This window comes from Pseudomonas sp. MYb185 (assembly GCF_002979975.1).
Classification (GTDB): Bacteria; Pseudomonadota; Gammaproteobacteria; order Pseudomonadales; family Pseudomonadaceae; genus Halopseudomonas.
Genome location: NZ_PCQD01000003.1, coordinates 175,639 through 192,314, shown reverse-complemented (window position 1 = coordinate 192,314; position 16,676 = coordinate 175,639). Strand labels below are relative to the sequence as shown.

The window sequence follows — 16,676 nt, the reverse complement described above, 5'->3', positions numbered from 1 at the left end:
CCATGTCCGTACTGATGGTCCTGCGTGTCACCCTGTTCTACCTGCTGCTGTCTTCCAGCGCCATGATCTGGGGCATGTTGATGCTGCTGATCGGGCCGTTCCTATCCTATCGCACCCGCTACAAAGTGGTGCTGGAATGGTGGTGCCGGATGGCCATCTGGCTGACCGAGCATCTGGTCGGCATCCGCTATGAGGTCAGCGGACAGGAGAACATCCCCGATCAGGCAGGGGTGATCCTGTCCAACCACCAAAGCACCTGGGAAACCTTCTTCCTGCAGCAGATCTTCCGGCCGCAGACCCAGTTGATCAAGAAGGAACTGCTGTACGTACCCTTCTTCGGCTGGGCCTTCGCCCTGCTCAAGCCCATTGCCATCAACCGCAGCAAGGCGCGCAGCTCCCTGCAGCAGCTCAACCGCATCGGTGGCGAGCGGCTGCGTGACGGGGTATGGGTACTGGTGTTCCCCGAGGGTACCCGGGTACTGCCGGGCCAACCGATCAAGTTCACCCGTGGCGGCAGCGCCCTGGCCTGTGCCAATAACGCCCCGGTGGTGCCGGTGGCGCACAATGCCGGCGAGTTCTGGCCGCGGCATGGCTGGGGCAAGCGCCCGGGCACGGTGCAGGTGAAGATCGGGCCGGCGATCTATCCCAAGGGCCAGGACCCGCGCTCCATCGTCGAGGTCAACCGCCAGGCCGAGGCCTGGGTACAGCAGGCCATGCGGGAAATGCAGGCTGGCTGAGCTATCCTGACCACCCACCCTGTCAGGACGCTATCTGCATATGGATGTATTCCGCTATCTCCATGCCCTGTCCGAGCGTAACGGCTCGGACCTGTTCTTCAGCGTCGGCGCGCCGGTCACGCTCAAGCGCGAAGGCCAGTACCATCGCCTGGAAGAACGCGCACTGGCCCCCGGCTCGGTCAAGCAACTGGCCTATCAGCTGATGAGTCAGAAGCAGATCGCCGAGTTCGAACGCACGCTGGAAATGAACCTGGCCGTGGGTGTGCCCAATGCCGGTCGCTTCCGTATCAACGTGTATTACCAGCGTGGCGAAGTGGCCATGGTGGTGCGGCATATCAGTCACCAGATCCCGCGCATTGCCGAGCTGGGCCTGCCGGCCGAGCTGGAGAAGCTGGTGATGCTCGATCGCGGGCTGATCCTGGTGGTCGGCGCGGCCGGCTCCGGCAAATCGACCTCCCTGGCGTCCATGCTCGACTACCGTGCGGCCCACCGCGCCGGGCATATCGTCTGCATCGAGGATCCCATCGAGTTCCTGCACCGCCATCAGCTGTCGATCATCGACCAGCGTGAGGTGGGGCTGGATACCCTGAGTTTCTCCGAGGCGCTGCGCAACGTACTGCGCGAGTCGCCGGATGTGATCATGATCGGCGAGATCCGCGATCTGGAGACCATGCAGCACGCCTTGCACTACAGTGATACCGGACACCTGGTACTGGCCACGCTGCACGCTACAAACGCCTCACAGGCGGTCGAGCGCATGGTCAACATGTTCCCCAAGGAAGCCCGCAACCAGGTACTGGGCGATATCGCCATGAACCTGGCAGCAGTGATCGGTCAGCGGCTGGTGCCAGGTCTGCAGAAGAAGCGTGTGGCCGCCGTGGAACTGCTGCTGCGCACGCCCTATATCGTCGACCTGATCGGGCGCGATGAACTGGACGAGGTCAAGTCGGCGATGAGCCGCAGCGCCGAACTGGGCCTGCAGACCTTCGATCAGCACTTGTACGAGTTGCTGCAGTCAGGTGCGATCAGCCTGGATGAAGCACTCAAGCACGCCGACTCGCGCACCGACCTGACCCTCAGGGCACGCCTGGAGAAGGGCTTCAGCTATGAGGAGAACGAGATGAAGGTGTTGCGGGACGGTGATCTGACGGATGATTTTCGCTGAGGGAAGCCAGAAGTCAGTGATGATGACGCGACCATCCAATACCTACCGGCAACACCAGGCCCCTCGCTGGCCATCTGTTACTGATCGGCTTGATTGGCACCGATTGCACTTGTTGTAAACCGGCCTGCGCATAGAATCAATGGGCAAACCAACAATGAAAGCCAAACCCCTGATGAAGACATGATTCTCGAAGCCACACCCTCGTTTTCAATTTCGCGCGAACATTTCGCGACGATTGTTAGCGCACTGAAAAGAACGCTTTCAGGAACGCAGATGCTTGCTGCTTCGAGACTGATTGCTGCTTCGCTGGACGGTTCTGGTCAGGGTCGGTTACCGCTTCCTATCCTGGATGCGCTGATGTCTGATCTCCGACAGGCTGCCGAGGATCCGCTTTTACTGGTCAAAGCGTACCGCAAGCTGAACTATGGCTCGGACCTTTTGCGCAAGACCTATCTTGCGAGCGCGTTGACCCGTCGTGATGCGTTGAGGCTAATGTGTCGTTATTTTCAAGTTAATACCCAGGGCGTCAATATCTCATTACATGACGGGCTCGAGAACATACTGCGAGTTGATACCGTTTATCAACATGATACGGCGGATGCGCAGCGCGAAGCGATTGTCTATGGTCTCGTCAGAACCATGCAAAGCTTGGGCATAACCAATATCCAGCATATTACGCTCGGTTCGCAATCAATCACGTCGCTTCGCGAATTCGACACTCTCTTCCCCGCGCCAGTCCGCCTCGGAGAACCCGGCCAAGCGACCATTTTCATTTCTCCGGAAGGCCTGGATGACTTGCTTGGATGGCGCCCCTGTTCCGTCGAAATCATCGCCAAACGGGAGCGGCAGCTACTTCGGCTGGACTCAAGGTCCGATTGGAGTGAGTCCGTAAGCGCCTTATTACCGCTACTTTGCCGCCAGGGTGAAGCGAATATCGACCAGTGTGCCGAGTTGCTCGCTGTTAGCCGTAGAACCTTGCAACGCCATATCAAGGAAGACGGTGCCGTCTTCCGCGACTTGTTGGAGTTAGCACGAAAAGACCAAGCAAAGGCTTACCTCGCTCAGCATTACATTATTGATGAGGTTGCCCTGCTTCTCGGCTATCGCCAATCCTCACAATTCTATCGGGCATTCCGCCAGTGGTTCGATTGTTCCCCGACTGACTATCGCCACGCCGCAGCAACCCTTATTGCCCCACCGTAGAACCCTAATCGAGATATAAATGACCAAGACTCTACTTCGCAGCACATTGCTGTCTATCGCTATCGGCTTGCCATTAAACCAAGCCGTGGCCGATTCACTCACCGATAAAGTGATCACCAATGCCGCACGACACGAGCAGCAGGCCATCGCCTGGCGGCATGACATTCATCAACATCCGGAACTAGGCAATCAGGAAACGCGTACCGCAGGCGTGATCGCTGAACATCTTCGAAACTTGGGTATGACAGTTGAGACTGGCATAGGTACCACCGGTGTGGTCGGGTTGCTTGAAGGGGGGAAGCCAGGGCCAACCATAGCCTTGCGCGCCGACATGGACGCCCTTCCGGTGCTGGAAAAGACGGGCTTACCCTATGCCTCGAAAGTTGAGCAGGATTATCAGGGCAAGAGCATGCCTGTGATGCACGCTTGCGGTCATGATGCACATGTAGCAATTCTAATGGCAGTCGCCTCGAATTTAGCAGCGGTCAGGAACGAACTGCCCGGCAGCATCAAGTTCATATTCCAGCCTGCCGAAGAAGGCCCGAGCGATTATATCTATGACGGGAAGCGCTACTTTGGCGCGCGTCAACTCGTTGAAGAAGGCGTCCTGGAAAACCCTTCCGTGGAGGCAATCTTCGGTCTTCACGTCACGTCTATGGCACCTACTGGGACAATCGGCTATCGCAGCGGGCCGATCATGGCCAGTAGCGGCGATTTGCATATTACCGTTACCGGCAAACAGACCCACGGCGCTCAACCATGGAATGGAGTAGACCCGATCGTTGCAAGCGCGCAAATCATCACCGGCCTACAAACGGTGGTAAGCCGACGGACGAATATCATGCCCGCACCAGCGGTGGTCACTATCGGTACCATTGAGGGCGGCACCCGCCACAACATCATTCCAGACGAAGTAAAAATGACCGGCACTGTGCGCACCTTCGACGACGAAGTGCAGCAGCAGATCAATGCCGACATCAAACAAACCGCGGAACATATAGCGCTGGCCTCTGGCGCGCAAGCTCACGTCTCGGTCATCGAAAACTACGCCACAACCGTGAACGACCCGAATCTAACCCAGCGAATGCTGCCAACGCTGCAAAAAGTCAGTAGCGGCCGGGTTTTTCCATCTCCGCTGGTTACCGGCTCGGAGGACTTTTCATACTACGCGCAGAAAGTACCTGGTCTGTTCTTCTTTCTTGGCGTCACCCCATCCCGTCACATGGGACAGGCCGCGCCAAACCATTCACCAGAATTTGTGATAGACGACCAGGCGTTGATCGTCGGCATCAAAGCCCTGTCGGCGCTGACGACCGATTACCTCACAACTGCGACAGAATAGCAGTGTTCGGCCAGACCACGCCTTATCCAACGGGGCGGCGCAATGATAAGGAATATGCACGCCTGGAATGATGCTGGGCTCGTGGCACAGCTCCGGCACGGCCCTACTTGAGCACGGCAATGATCTGGCTGTCGGTAAAGCGGGACTTCTTCATGGAACCTCCTCGGGAAAGCGTACGAGAAAATTCCACTTCTGGCGTCAGCTAAATGGCGAGGGGATTACCAGCTGAGCTGATTTACCGTCAGTCCTGGCGTAGCCGAGAAGCAGTGGAAATCGCAACATTGAAGTGGGTTCACTGGTTTAACCACCAGCGCCTACTGGGTTCGATCGGATATATACCACCGGCAGAAGCTGAGGCACACTTCTACCAGCAACAATCCGGTCAGACCATGGCGGCCTGACTTAAACGAGATGGCCTCCATAAAACCCGGTGTGATTCACTCTGGTACCTACAGACCCTGATTCAACGCCCGCTCGATATTCTGGAACCAGGAAGTTTTGAATGCCTCATCGGAAGCATACAACTTGTACAGTTCAAGCTCTTCCTTTCGCCGTTTCAGCATCACATCCTTCAGCATCTGCTCCAGTGCGAGGTTACGGCTGTAGGGGTCCTGATTGTCGCCATATTTGGCAGGGTAGTCGGGATGGGTGCGGATGCTTTCGAGAATATTGATGAACTTCACACGTTGCTCTTCCGGCGTAGCGCTCCAGCCCTGGAACCACCGCTCATTGAAGCTGCGGATAATCTCATCGAGGGGGTCAGCCTGTTCTTCGCCGCCATGCCCGCCGCGTGGATTGGGGTTCTGTGGGTCGAGTACAGCCTCTGAATCATCCAGCCCTATGGCGTGGCCCAGCTTGGTGCGTTCCAGTCCGTAGGTAGACAAGTCAACGGACTCCAACAACTCATCCAGTTCATCCTGGCTAGGATCTACGATCTTGAGCTTCGGCACCAAGAACTTGAGAAACCAGAAGAGCTTTTCCCACGCGAGAATTTCGAATGCCATGATTGACGCCACCTGTCCGTAGATCTTCACGAACTGCTTGGCCTTGATCTTGTAGTCGATCTTTTCCTTGTCTTCGAGCTCCAGTTCGAAATTGAAGCGCTCGGCAGCCGTATCAATCAGGGGGCTGAGCTTCTGGGCATCCTCGCCGTCAAAGAAACGTGTACAGAACTCTTCAACCTCGCACCATTCGTAGATCCCCGTGTCATCCAGGGTGTCTTTCAACTCATGCAGAACTTGAACGTCAGTCGCCCCTGAAAGGGTTGTGACAGTAAAGAAGGGATCAAAGGCCTTCTTGATGTCATCAGGCGAGTTGAAGAAGTCGAGCACGAAAAGGTCTTCGGTACGCTTACCCAGCTTCGGGGCTGAACGGTTCAAGCGCGACAGCGCCTGCACCGCCAATACTGACTGCAACTTCTTGTCGACGTACATGGCGCAAAGCTTCGGCTGGTCGAAGCCCGTGAGGTACTTGTTCGCCACGATCAGCAGCCGGACGCTGTTCTCGACCTTCTGACCGTGTAACTTCATCGGCCTGCCCTGATCGTCGTAGCCATCGAAGTAGAAGCGGGTCTTGTCCTCGGGGAAGCCGTTCATCTCGGCTTCTGTGTACTTGATGCCATCAACCTCCTTCTCACCGGAGAATGCCACCAGCGCCTTGAAGGGATTGCCACGCTTTTCCAGTTCCTTCTTCACCGCCTTGTAATAGCGAATCGCGGCTTCGATGTTCTGGGTAATGACCATGCCCTTGGCCTTGCCGCGCAGCCGCTTGGTGTTCACTACGTTCTCGATGAAGTGCTCCACCATCACTTCGGCTTTGGTGTTGATCGTCTGCTGACTGCGCTCGACGAAGGCCCGGAGCTTCTTCTGCGCCTTCGCAGTATCGAACAGGGGGTTGTCCTCGATCGACTTCTGAATCTCGTAGTAGCTCTTGTAGGTGGTGTAGTTGGCCAGCACGTCGAGGATGAAACCCTCCTCGATCGCCTGCTTCATGCTGTACAGGTGAAACGCCCTGAAGGTGCTATCCGGCTGCTGCACGCCAAACTTTTCCAGGGTGGTGTTCTTTGGTGTAGCAGTAAAGGCAAAGTAGGAGGCATTACCGCGCATCTTGCGCGCCTGCATGGCAGCCAGAATCTTGTCCTGCGGGTCGTCCTCGTCCGGGTCCTCTCCGCCACCCATGGCCTGATTCATGGTGTTATGGGCCAGGCCACTCTGGCCGCTGTGGGCTTCGTCAATGATCACGGCAAAGCGCTTGTCACTCAGGTCGGCTATGCCATCGATGATGAAGGGAAACTTCTGAATCGTAGTGATGATGATCTTCTTGCCGTTCTCCAGTGCCGCTTTCAGATCGGCTGAGCGCAGTGCTGGGGCAACGATGTTTTTCACCTCTGAGAAATCACGGATGTTGTCGCGTAGCTGCTTGTCCAGCAGGCGGCGGTCCGTCACCACGATCACGCTGTCGAACAACGGTGTATCCAGCGCTCGTGCTCCAGGTACATCGAGTAGCTGTGGGTAAGTCTCGATCAGCTGATAAGCCACCCAAGTGATGCTGTTGGATTTGCCCGACCCGGCAGAGTGCTGGATCAGATAGCTTTGCCCCACACCATTCTCGGCGGCGTGACTGAGCAGGCTCCGTACCACATCAAGCTGATGGTAGCGGGGAAATATCAGCGTCTTCTTGGCCAGCGGGGCGGTCTTGTCACCCTCCAGCAATACAAAGTGCTGGATGATTCCGGCCAGGCTGACCGGTTGGAACACCTCTTCCCACAGATAAGCCGTCTTGTGGCCGTTAGGGTTCGGCGGGTTACCGGCACCTTCGTTGTGGCCCTTATTGAACGGCAGGAACCAGGTGGAGCCGCCTGCCAGCTTGGTGGTCATCCAGACTTCGTCGGTGTCGGCGGTCATGTGCACCAGGGTACGACCAAATTGCAGCAACGGCTGCGTGGCGTCCCGATCACGGTACTGCTTCTGTCCGTGATAACGGGCACTCTGGTTGGTCCAGGCGTTCTTCAGCTCCAGGGTGATGATCGGCAGGCCGTTAAGGAACAGCACCATGTCCACCGACTCATTCGGGTTCGCCTGGCTGTGATGCACCTGCCGGGTCACGCTCCAGATATTGGCGGTAAAGTTGTCGTGGACCTTCTGTGCAGAGCTGGCCAGCGGAGCGGGGTACATGAGGGCAAAGTGCGCGTCCTCAACCGGCAGTCCCTTTTTCAGCAGATGCAGCAGGCCCCGGCGTTTCAGCAACCTGTCGAGCTGACCGAGGATCTTGGCCTGCCAATCGGCGGGGTTGCGGGCCTTGAGCTTGTCCAGCGCCTTGCCCTGGGTGGTTTTCAGAAACTCCCAGAACAGGCGGGTATCCAGCGCCAAAGCAGCGTCGAAGTCGGAGGGCAGGCCCAGACGGAAGGGTGAGAGGCCATAGGGCGCGGGTGCCTCGGCGGTACCCTCACTGGTCGTTCCGGTCAGATGCCGTTCGATGGCCTGTTCCAGTGCGATCTCCTTGGTATTACTGACCATCATCTACCCCCATCCTCATAGTTTCACCAGCATCGATTCTGCCAACAGCGCCTGGGCCATAGTCACTTTCCCCTTACAGCCGCCTTATGTTTTATGGCTAATTCCTGTTCGATTTGCTCAATACTCGGCAGGCTGGTTTGCAGGTTTTCCGGTAGGGACTCTACCAGCCGGTATTCGGCGATCCCCATGGGTTGCTGGTTGTCTGTAAGTGCATATTCTGCCACCACTTCGTTTTTGTCCTTGCACAGCAGCATACCGATGGTGGGATTATCGGCTTCGTGTTTTACCTGCTTGTTGACAGCTGTCATGTAAAAGCCCAGCTGGCCGAGATGCGCCGGCTTGAACTTGCCGGTCTTGAGCTCAATCACCACGTAGCAGCGCAGCTTCAGGTGATAAAACAGCAGATCAAGGTAAAAGTCTTCGCCGCCCACGTTTACCAGTACCTGTTTGCCGACATAGGCAAAGCCCGCGCCCAGCTCCAGCAGAAAACGGGTGATGTGCTGCACCAGCGCATCTTCGATGGCACGCTCCTGCGCCTCCTCACCCAACCCCAGAAAGTCGAGCCGGTAGGGGTCTTTCAGGGATTCGCGGGCCAGATCGGACAAGGGCGCAGGCAAGCGCTCGGCAAAATTGCTGATGGCCTTGCCATGGCGCTCGATGGCCCGGGTTTCGATCTGCATCACCAACACATTGCGTGACCAGTTGTTTTCAATGGCTTTGGCCGCATACCAGAGGCGCTCGTCCGGGCTGTTGAGCTTGTCCAGCAACACGACGTTATGTCCCCAGGGCAATTGTGCAACAGCCTGTTGCACAATTTCAGCGTCCGGCCAGCTTTCGGCAAACGCACGCATGTATTTCAGGTTTCTGGGGGACAGCCCCTTCATCTCGGGAAAGGCGGTACGCAGGTCGTGTGACAGGCGATCAATTACCTTGGCACCCCAGCCCTGGCGGGCCTGATTATCCAGAATATCCCGGCCAAGGCCCCAATACAGCAACACCATCTCCCTGTTTACCGCCCGCGCTGCCCGTTGCTGGGCGTTGTGGATGCGGGTTTTCAGCTCGTTGAGCCAATGGCCGTACTCTTCCGGCATGGTTTGGAGGGACGCAGGCGCTGCTTTTTTATCTGGCATGGCTTACTGGCTCCCGGTTACCGACCGTCTTCCGTGACCTTGATCTTGCCAGTGACGGCGGCGTTGATCAGGGTTGTTTTATATTCCTTGAGGGCGGTGATTTGGTCTCGCTTGATTGAGATGGCCTTGTCGACCTTGTGCGAAACAGCCCCAGCGTAGTGGTTTATCTGTTGCTGCTCTGCCTTGGGCGGCACAATGGTTAAGAGATCGCGAAAATCATCCCAGTAGAGGCGCTTTCTGAAGTCCGTTATGCCTTTCGAGTTTGCGTCCATCTGCCAGATAAACGCAGGCGTGCGATACAACAGTTCAAAGTAATCACCTGCCATAGCGTCAATAGGGCGGGCAACCACATAGGCAGGGCTAACCATGCCATGTGTATGGACGGCACCAATCCCGCCTTGCCAGGCGCGCATCATGTTATAGGCGATGTCTCCCGGCAAAACCTCCTTGTATGCGGTTCGGTCTTCAATTTTGATGATAGAGCGAATGTTCTCTTCTGCGGACAATTCTTCTCGGGAGACGCCGCTATGAATCGAAACAGAGAGAACCGGCAGATTGGCGTTGCCTGAATTTTTTGTTTCACGGAAAAGGGTGAAGTTGCGCTGTATCGACCAATGCGCTGGAATCTTACCAATCCAGTCAATGCCGCTGTCCTTCATGGGGGCGTCGGGGTTCAGACCGCGGGTTACGGCCTGTTGAATCAGGATCTGCCTGCGCTCGTGCAAGAGCTTGATCTGCTCCTCCTTGATTCGCACCGCCTCGTCGATCTTGGCGAGTTTTTGATCCAAAAATGCCGCAATAGCGCGTTGTTCGTTTGCTTCTGGAATGGGCAGGCGCAGGTATTTGAAATCGTCATACGAAAGATTCTGCCGCAGGCCAGACCCTAGCGCGTAGAAAACCTTCTTCACATCATATGAGTGCAAGAGGTAGTGCATGTACTTTGGAGAAATGTCTTCCTTGGGTCTTAGATTGATGTAAGCGGAGGTGATGATCCCAAGATCATGCGCCAACCCCGTACGAAGGCTCGTCACGTCATTCTGAAGATCCGTACCTCGAATAATGATGTCGCCAGGGTGAACAATTTGATAGGTCTCAAAGCTTTCTGGTACCAACCCAGTTAACTTGTCTTGGTCTCTCACGATGACCTTGCCGTAACTGAGGGAAAGCACTGTGCTTTCCTTCATCCCGGCGTTTTTTTCCTTGCTCTCGTAGAGACATTGACGCCCTGGTTCAACAGACCAAGAAACCGGCACTTTTCCGATCCACTCGATACCGCTGTTCTTGTATCTCTCATAGCTAGGATAAGCCGCAACACTCATTCCACCAGCTCCAACTTAGTCGCAACCTCAACCCCCAAAATATCCGCAATCAACCCATCAGCTTTTTCCTCCAGCGCCAGGATATCCCGCGTTACCTCTTCCAGACTGCGCAGCGGTTTGTGGCGATAGAAGTATTTGTTGAAGCTGATCTCGTAGCCGATCTTCACGCTGTCGAGGTTGATCCAGGCATCTTCGACGTGGGGTTTCACCTCAGCAAGGAAGTAGCGGTGGATGCTGTCTTTCAGCGGTATGCTTTCCGCATCGCGCAGCTCGGTGGCGGTTTCAAAGGTCAGGTAGCTGCCATCGGGCTGGCGATACCAACCGAAGCCCGCCAGATCATCGATGGTGCAGCCCAGATGGTCGGTCAGTTCTTCCAGATCGCTGGCGGACAGCTTGTGGCGCTTGTCGATAACCTTTTCGGCGGTGTCGTCATACCAGCTGACGGCATTGAAGATGGCGTTCTTGTCGCTCGCTGAGAGCTTGAGCTTGCGGGCCTTCATGGCCTTGTTTACGCGGTCACGGAACTGGTTGAAGTCGGCAGTCTCTTCGGTGCCGATATCGCCCATCAGGTCGGTGGCGGCCTCCAGCAGGTCGCGCAGCTTCTGCCAGTATTTGCTATCGGTCAGCTTGCTGCGCTGCTTTGCGTTAAGGGTAATGCCCTGATCTTCGCACCACTGGGTGATGGCTTTGGTTTGTTCCTTGAGCAAGCCGGGGGCATAGACCTGTTCGCCGTGCTCGGCCCAGAGCCATTCCATCGGTTCGCGCAGAGACTTGTCGAAGCGCAGCGGCGCAAGGCGTTCTGTGCTGAAAGCGGCGCAGCGGCGGTCGGGACGCTCGATGGTGACCTTGTAGAACCCGAAATCCGCGTTGTCGAATACCTTCGCGGCGATGCCCACGGGGTCATTATTGGCATCCATGGCCCGCTCGATGGGTGCAAAATCGAGATGAGCATCGGTGATCTGCTGCACGTGCTCATCGGAGAACTCACAGTTCTTATCACCCAGGTTCTTGCGTAGCTTGCGGTACAACAAGTTGGCGTCGATCAATTGCACGCGCCCCTTGCGGGCCTCGGGTTTGGCGTTGGTCAGCAGCCAGATGTAGGTGGTGATGCCGGTGTTGTAGAACAGGTTGTTCGGCAGCTGGATGATGGTATCCAGCATGTCGTTTTCAATGATGTAGCGGCGGATATTGGACTCGCCGCTGCCCGCATCGCCGGTAAACAGGCTGGAGCCATTGTGAATGGACGCGATACGCGAGCCGAGCGGGCTGGCGGTAACCGGCTTCATCTTGCTGACCATTTCCATCAAAAACAGCAGCTGACCGTCGGAGCTGCGCGGGGTGGCATCGACGGTTTCCTTCTTGCCCCAGTAGTCGGTCAACTCCACCTGGAAGCGCGAGTCGATGACATCCTTGCCGTCCTTGATGTACTTAACCTCGCTGTTCCAGCTCTTGCCATAGGGCGGGTTAGAGAGCATGAAGTCGAAGCGGTGGGCGGCGAACTCATCGGTGGAGAGGGTCGAGCCAACGCGGATGTTCTCGGGGTCGTTGCCCTTGATCATCATGTCCGATTTGCAGATCGCGTAGGTCTCGTCGTTGATCTCCTTGCCGTACAGGTAGACGTCGCCCTGGGCGTGGATCGGGCCGTCGGGGTCTTTGATGTAGTTCTGCGACTCGGTAAGCATGCCGCCGCTGCCACAGGCGGGGTCATAGATGGTCATGACCGGGGGCAGCCGATCCTTGATCGGGTCGAACACCAGGTGGGTCATCAGGTGAATCACCTCGCGGGGGGTGAAATGCTCCCCGGCTTCCTCGTTGTTCTCTTCGTTGAACTTGCGAATCAGCTCTTCAAACACATAGCCCATGCCCAGGTTGGACAACGCCGGAAGTATGTTGCCCTCCGGGTCTTCGACGTCATGGGGTGTGAGGTTGATGTAGGGCGAGATGAAGTTCTCGATAACGTCGAGCAGAACCTGCTTGTCCGCCATGTGGCGCATCTGCTCAAGCAGCTTGAAGCGGCGGATGATCTCTTTGACGTTACTACTGAAGCCGCCAAGATAATCTTCAATATTGGCCAGCAGGATCTGCTGGTTATTGGTGGCCGTACTGTGCAGCTTTTTCAATGTCCACTGGCTGGTGTTGTAGAACACGTAACCGGATGCCGCCCGCAGTGGCTCGTCGTCCAGCTCGATCTCTCCCATCTCCTCCTTTTGGTAACGCACCTCCTCCAGCACGGCGCCCTTGGTCGGCTCCAGCAGGGTGTCCAAGCGGCGCAACACCACCATAGGCAGGATGACATCCCGGTATTTGCCGCGTACGTAGACATCACGGAGGCAGTCGTCGGCGATTCGCCAGATGAAGGAAACGAGTTTGTTGTGGGTGCTGTGATTCATGGTTGGTAATTAATTCGCCTGGATGAATGTCTCGGAATCTTGAGCCGAGCCTAATAAGGGAGAGGGCTTTTGACCTAGTTTGCCTTAAATTCTATAGCTATGTCAGATGGTGAGCAGGACACTGTCCTGTGTGTCCTGTGGATCTGCCTGAAAACCACCCCAACAACGATACATGCCCGCTGCGACAGAATGAGACGCCCAAACAGAAAGGCCCGATAGTCTCCTATCGGGCCTTTCTGTTTGCTACCTGGATCAGCCGCTTAACTTTGACTGACCGTTTAACTTTGCGTGAACCCAGTTACTTTGCATGAGATGCCCAATAACTTTGACGACCTACACCTGGGATCACACATCCAGGTTGGACACCGCCAGCGCATTACGCTCGATAAACTCGCGGCGCGGTTCCACATGGTCGCCCATCAGGGTGTTGAAGATCTGGTCCGCGGCAATCGCATCGTCGATGTTGACCTGCAGCATGCGGCGGTTTTCCGGGTCCATGGTGGTTTCCCACAGCTGGTCGGCGTTCATCTCGCCCAGTCCCTTGTAGCGCTGGATGGTATGACGGCGAGCGGTTTCGTTCATCATCCACTCCATGCCTTCCTTGAAGAACTTGATCGGTTTCTTCTTCTCGCCACGCTGCATGTAGGCACCGTCTTCCAGCAGGCTCTGCAGCTTCTCACCGAGGTCAGCCATGGTGCGGTAGTCGTTACTGGCAAACAGATCGCGGTTGAAGGTGACATAGCTGGTCAGGCCATGGGACAGGGTTTCCACTTCCGGCAGCCATAGCTGACGCTCCTTGTCCTCACGCAGGCTGACCTTATATTCCTGGCCGGAGCGCTCGCCATCCTTGACCATTTTCTCAAATGAAATCAACCAGTTATCCATCTTCGCCTTGTCTGCCAGATCTTCCTTCGACAGGCGCGGCAGATAGATCAGGTGCTCCATCAATTCCTGCGGATACAGACGGCCCAGGCGTTTGAGGGTTTTCATCACGTCGCGGTATTCATTGACCAGACGCTCCAGCCCTTCGCCGGTGATGCCCGGTGCATGTTCGTTGACGTACAGGTAGGAATCCTCCAGCGCGGATTGGGTCAGGTAGTCCTCCAGCGCGTCGTCATCCTTGAGGTACTGTTCCTGCTTGCCTTTCTTGATCTTGTACAGCGGCGGCTGGGCGATATAGATATAGCCTTTCTCGATCAGCTCCGGCATCTGACGGAAGAAGAAAGTCAGCAGCAGGGTACGGATGTGCGCGCCGTCGACGTCAGCATCGGTCATGATGATGATGTTGTGGTAGCGCAGCTTGTCGATGTTGAACTCTTCGCGACCGATGCCACACCCCAATGCGGTAATCAGCGTGCCCACTTCCTGGGATGACAGCATGCGATCGAAACGAGCTTTTTCGACGTTGAGGATCTTGCCCTTGAGCGGCAGGATCGCCTGGGTCTTGCGGTTACGTCCCTGCTTGGCAGAGCCGCCCGCGGAGTCTCCTTCCACTATGTAGAGTTCGGAAAGGGCGGGGTCCTTTTCCTGGCAGTCGGCCAGCTTGCCCGGCAACCCGGCGATATCCAGTGCGCCCTTGCGGCGGGTCATTTCCCGCGCCTTGCGCGCCGCCTCACGAGCCCGTGCAGCATCGATCATCTTGCCGACTACGGCTTTGGCTTCGTTGGGCTTCTCCAGCAGATAGTCGCTGAAGAACTTGTTCATTTCCTGCTCGACAGCAGTCTTCACTTCCGAGGAAACCAGCTTGTCCTTGGTCTGCGAGGAGAACTTCGGATCCGGCACCTTCACCGAAATGATCGCGGTCAGACCTTCCCGGGCGTCATCGCCGGAGGTGCTGACCTTCATCTTCTTCAGCAGGCCTTCCTGTTCGATGTAGTTGTTCAGCGAGCGGGTGAGGGCACCGCGGTAGCCGGCCAGGTGGGTACCACCGTCACGCTGGGGGATGTTATTGGTGAAACACAACAGGCTTTCATTGAAGCTGTCGTTCCACTGCATGGCCACTTCCACACCAATGCCATCGTCACGTTGCACATTGAAGTGAAATACCGAGTTGATCGTGGACTTGTTCACGTTGAGGTATTCAACGAAGGCACGCAGACCACCTTCATAACGGAACAGTTCGCGCTTGCCGGCGCGTTCATCGATCAGATGGATACCCACCCCGGAGTTGAGGAAGGACAGCTCACGCAAGCGCTTGGCGAGAATATCCCAGCTGAAACTGATGCTGGTGAAGGTTTCCGCCGAGGGTTTGAAGTGAATCTGGGTACCCGTGCTGTCGGTATCGCCAATCGGCTCCAGAGGCGCCTGTGGCACGCCGTGGCGGTAGGTCTGCTCCCATACCTTGCCACCCCGACGAATCGTCATCACCAGCTCTTCAGAGAGGGCGTTGACCACAGACACACCCACGCCGTGCAAGCCGCCGGACACCTTGTAACTGTTGTCGTCGAACTTACCACCGGCGTGCAGCACGGTCATGATCACCTCGGCCGCCGAGACTCCCTCTTCGTGGATGTCTGTCGGGATGCCGCGGCCGTTATCCTGCACCGTGATGGATTCATCGGTATGGATGGTGATGGTGATATCCGTGCAGTGCCCCGCGAGAGCCTCGTCAATGGAATTATCCACCACCTCGAACACCATGTGGTGCAGGCCGGTTCCGTCGTCGGTGTCACCGATATACATGCCGGGGCGTTTACGCACCGCATCAAGGCCTTTGAGTACCTTGATACTTGATGAATCGTAAGCTTTTTGTTCGGTCATTTCACAATCACTCCCAGACGTTATTCGGTCTGCACAATATGTCCATGTTCCACGTGGAACATTGACAGAGGTGTATCGTTTTTCCAGCAATCACGCATCTGTTCCGCTTCCACACAACTGACGAAGACCTGACATTGCAGATCTTCCAGCAAAGTGCAGAGCGCCTTACGGTGGTGCTCATCCAGCTCAGAGGGCAGATCATCCACCAGAAAAATGCACTCCTGATGGGTTCCGTTTTCCTTCAGCAGATATCCCTGCGCAATCTTCAGCGCACATACCACCAGCTTCTGCTGGCCCCTGGATAGAATATCGACCGCGTTCATTCCCTTGATACGCAGCCGCAAATCAGCGCGCTGCGGCCCGGATTGGGTATATCCCAATTGACTGTCACGATCGAACTGGTCATCCAGTACCCGAGCCAGGTCTTTTTCCTTGTCCCAGCCCCGGTAATAACTGAGGGTAAGATCATCGAGCGGCACCAGCCGGGATAGGATGTCTTCAAACACCGGCTTCAAACGCTGCAGATAGGATTGCCTGAACACATCGATCCGTTCCCCGGCCGCGATCAGCTCTGATTCCCAAGGGACCAGCATCGAACGTTGTATTCTACCACGTCGCAGCAGGCTATTACGTTGTTTGAGACTTTTTTGCAACCGTTGCCATGCGGGAAGAAACTGATGTTCCACGTGGAACACTCCCCAGTCGAGATACTGGCGACGCTGTTTGGGTGCACCTTCCAGCAACCTGAAGCTGTCAGGATTGATCAGTTGCAATGGCAGTGTCTCTGCCAGCTGGGCAATACTGCGTACGGTCTGACCATCGATGCGAATCTGATAATCCGCCTGCTTGCTACGGGTGATCCCCATGGAACTGGTAACGCCCGCTTTCAGCCCCACCTCCGCAAACACCGTGCAGGCATCCAACCCGTGTTGGATAACCGGTTGTAATCGAGTGCTGCGAAAGGAGCGGGCCAGGCCGAGGATATGGATGGCTTCCAACAGGCTGGATTTACCACTGCCGTTGGCGCCGAAGATAAGGTTGATGCGAGGGGAAGGGTGGAGAGTCACCGGGTGCAGATTGCGCACTCCGGTGACGGTAAGTCTCTTGAGCGGCAT

The 16,676-nt window shown here is 56.3% G+C and carries 10 protein-coding genes and 1 pseudogene; 5 read left to right on the top strand and 6 right to left on the bottom strand.

All coding sequences use genetic code 11. The features are described 5' to 3' along the window. Positions 1 to 2: 2 nt before the first annotated feature. The 5 genes and pseudogenes from CQ007_RS05785 to CQ007_RS05765 all read left to right on the top strand — a co-directional run. Complete coding sequence (locus CQ007_RS05785) at positions 3 to 737, top strand: 1-acyl-sn-glycerol-3-phosphate acyltransferase (protein ID WP_105644067.1); 735 nt, start codon at positions 3 to 5, stop codon at positions 735 to 737. Positions 738 to 777: 40 nt separating this feature from the next. Further along, positions 778 to 1,902, top strand: a complete 1,125-nt coding sequence (locus tag CQ007_RS05780) for a PilT/PilU family type 4a pilus ATPase (RefSeq protein ID WP_105644065.1) — start codon at positions 778 to 780, stop codon at positions 1,900 to 1,902. A gap of 180 nt (positions 1,903 to 2,082) precedes the next feature. Beyond that, positions 2,083 to 3,105, top strand: a complete 1,023-nt coding sequence (locus CQ007_RS05775) for an AraC family transcriptional regulator (protein WP_105644063.1) — start codon at positions 2,083 to 2,085, stop codon at positions 3,103 to 3,105. Positions 3,106 to 3,124: 19 nt separating this feature from the next. Beyond that, entirely contained in the window at positions 3,125 to 4,447 is a 1,323-nt protein-coding gene (locus CQ007_RS05770; RefSeq protein ID WP_105644061.1) for an amidohydrolase, read from the top strand. A gap of 224 nt (positions 4,448 to 4,671) precedes the next feature. After that, positions 4,672 to 4,848 (top strand): annotated as a pseudogene (locus tag CQ007_RS05765) (IS3 family transposase); the annotation flags it as partial. A 48-nt stretch (positions 4,849 to 4,896) separates the two neighbouring features. On the opposite strand, the gene CQ007_RS05760 reads toward CQ007_RS05765, so the two are convergent. The 6 genes from CQ007_RS05760 to recF all read right to left on the bottom strand — a co-directional run bounded on the left by CQ007_RS05760 (position 4,897) and on the right by recF (position 16,676). After that, positions 4,897 to 7,965: a type I restriction endonuclease subunit R gene (locus tag CQ007_RS05760; protein ID WP_256582212.1), complete on the bottom strand. Its 3,069-nt coding sequence runs from the start codon at positions 7,963 to 7,965 to the stop codon at positions 4,897 to 4,899. A 59-nt stretch (positions 7,966 to 8,024) separates the two neighbouring features. Then, a complete protein-coding gene (locus tag CQ007_RS05755; RefSeq protein ID WP_105644059.1) occupies positions 8,025 to 9,092 on the bottom strand; it encodes a YhcG family protein in 1,068 nt (355 codons plus the stop codon). A gap of 17 nt (positions 9,093 to 9,109) precedes the next feature. After that, positions 9,110 to 10,411 carry a restriction endonuclease subunit S gene (locus tag CQ007_RS05750; protein WP_105644057.1) on the bottom strand — a complete coding sequence of 434 codons (1,302 nt, stop codon included), beginning with the start codon at positions 10,409 to 10,411 and terminating at the stop codon, positions 9,110 to 9,112. Further along, the gene (locus tag CQ007_RS05745) at positions 10,408 to 12,801 is read right to left on the bottom strand and encodes a class I SAM-dependent DNA methyltransferase (RefSeq protein ID WP_105644055.1); all 2,394 of its coding nucleotides are present in this window, start codon (positions 12,799 to 12,801) and stop codon (positions 10,408 to 10,410) included. The genes CQ007_RS05750 and CQ007_RS05745 overlap by 4 nt, the downstream gene beginning before the upstream one ends. A gap of 345 nt (positions 12,802 to 13,146) precedes the next feature. After that, entirely contained in the window at positions 13,147 to 15,561 is a 2,415-nt protein-coding gene (gene gyrB / locus CQ007_RS05740; protein WP_105644053.1) for a DNA topoisomerase (ATP-hydrolyzing) subunit B, read from the bottom strand. Between the two features lie 20 nt (positions 15,562 to 15,581). After that, entirely contained in the window at positions 15,582 to 16,676 is a 1,095-nt protein-coding gene (recF, locus tag CQ007_RS05735) for a DNA replication/repair protein RecF (protein WP_105644051.1), read from the bottom strand.

What these genes read in the sequence shown, in the direction of transcription:
- CQ007_RS05780 (WP_105644065.1), top strand. Translation starts at nt 778, where the DNA reads ATGGATGTATTCCGCTATCTCCATGCCCTGTCCGAGCGTAACGGCTCG.
- CQ007_RS05750 (WP_105644057.1), bottom strand. Translation starts at nt 10,411, where the DNA reads ATGAGTGTTGCGGCTTATCCTAGCTATGAGAGATACAAGAACAGCGGT.
- gyrB (WP_105644053.1), bottom strand. Translation starts at nt 15,561, where the DNA reads ATGACCGAACAAAAAGCTTACGATTCATCAAGTATCAAGGTACTCAAA.
- CQ007_RS05760 (WP_256582212.1), bottom strand. Translation starts at nt 7,965, where the DNA reads ATGATGGTCAGTAATACCAAGGAGATCGCACTGGAACAGGCCATCGAA.
- CQ007_RS05755 (WP_105644059.1), bottom strand. Translation starts at nt 9,092, where the DNA reads ATGCCAGATAAAAAAGCAGCGCCTGCGTCCCTCCAAACCATGCCGGAA.
- CQ007_RS05745 (WP_105644055.1), bottom strand. Translation starts at nt 12,801, where the DNA reads ATGAATCACAGCACCCACAACAAACTCGTTTCCTTCATCTGGCGAATC.
- CQ007_RS05785 (WP_105644067.1), top strand. Translation starts at nt 3, where the DNA reads ATGTCCGTACTGATGGTCCTGCGTGTCACCCTGTTCTACCTGCTGCTG.
- CQ007_RS05770 (WP_105644061.1), top strand. Translation starts at nt 3,125, where the DNA reads ATGACCAAGACTCTACTTCGCAGCACATTGCTGTCTATCGCTATCGGC.
- CQ007_RS05775 (WP_105644063.1), top strand. Translation starts at nt 2,083, where the DNA reads ATGATTCTCGAAGCCACACCCTCGTTTTCAATTTCGCGCGAACATTTC.
- recF (WP_105644051.1), bottom strand. Translation starts at nt 16,676, where the DNA reads ATGCCGCTCAAGAGACTTACCGTCACCGGAGTGCGCAATCTGCACCCG.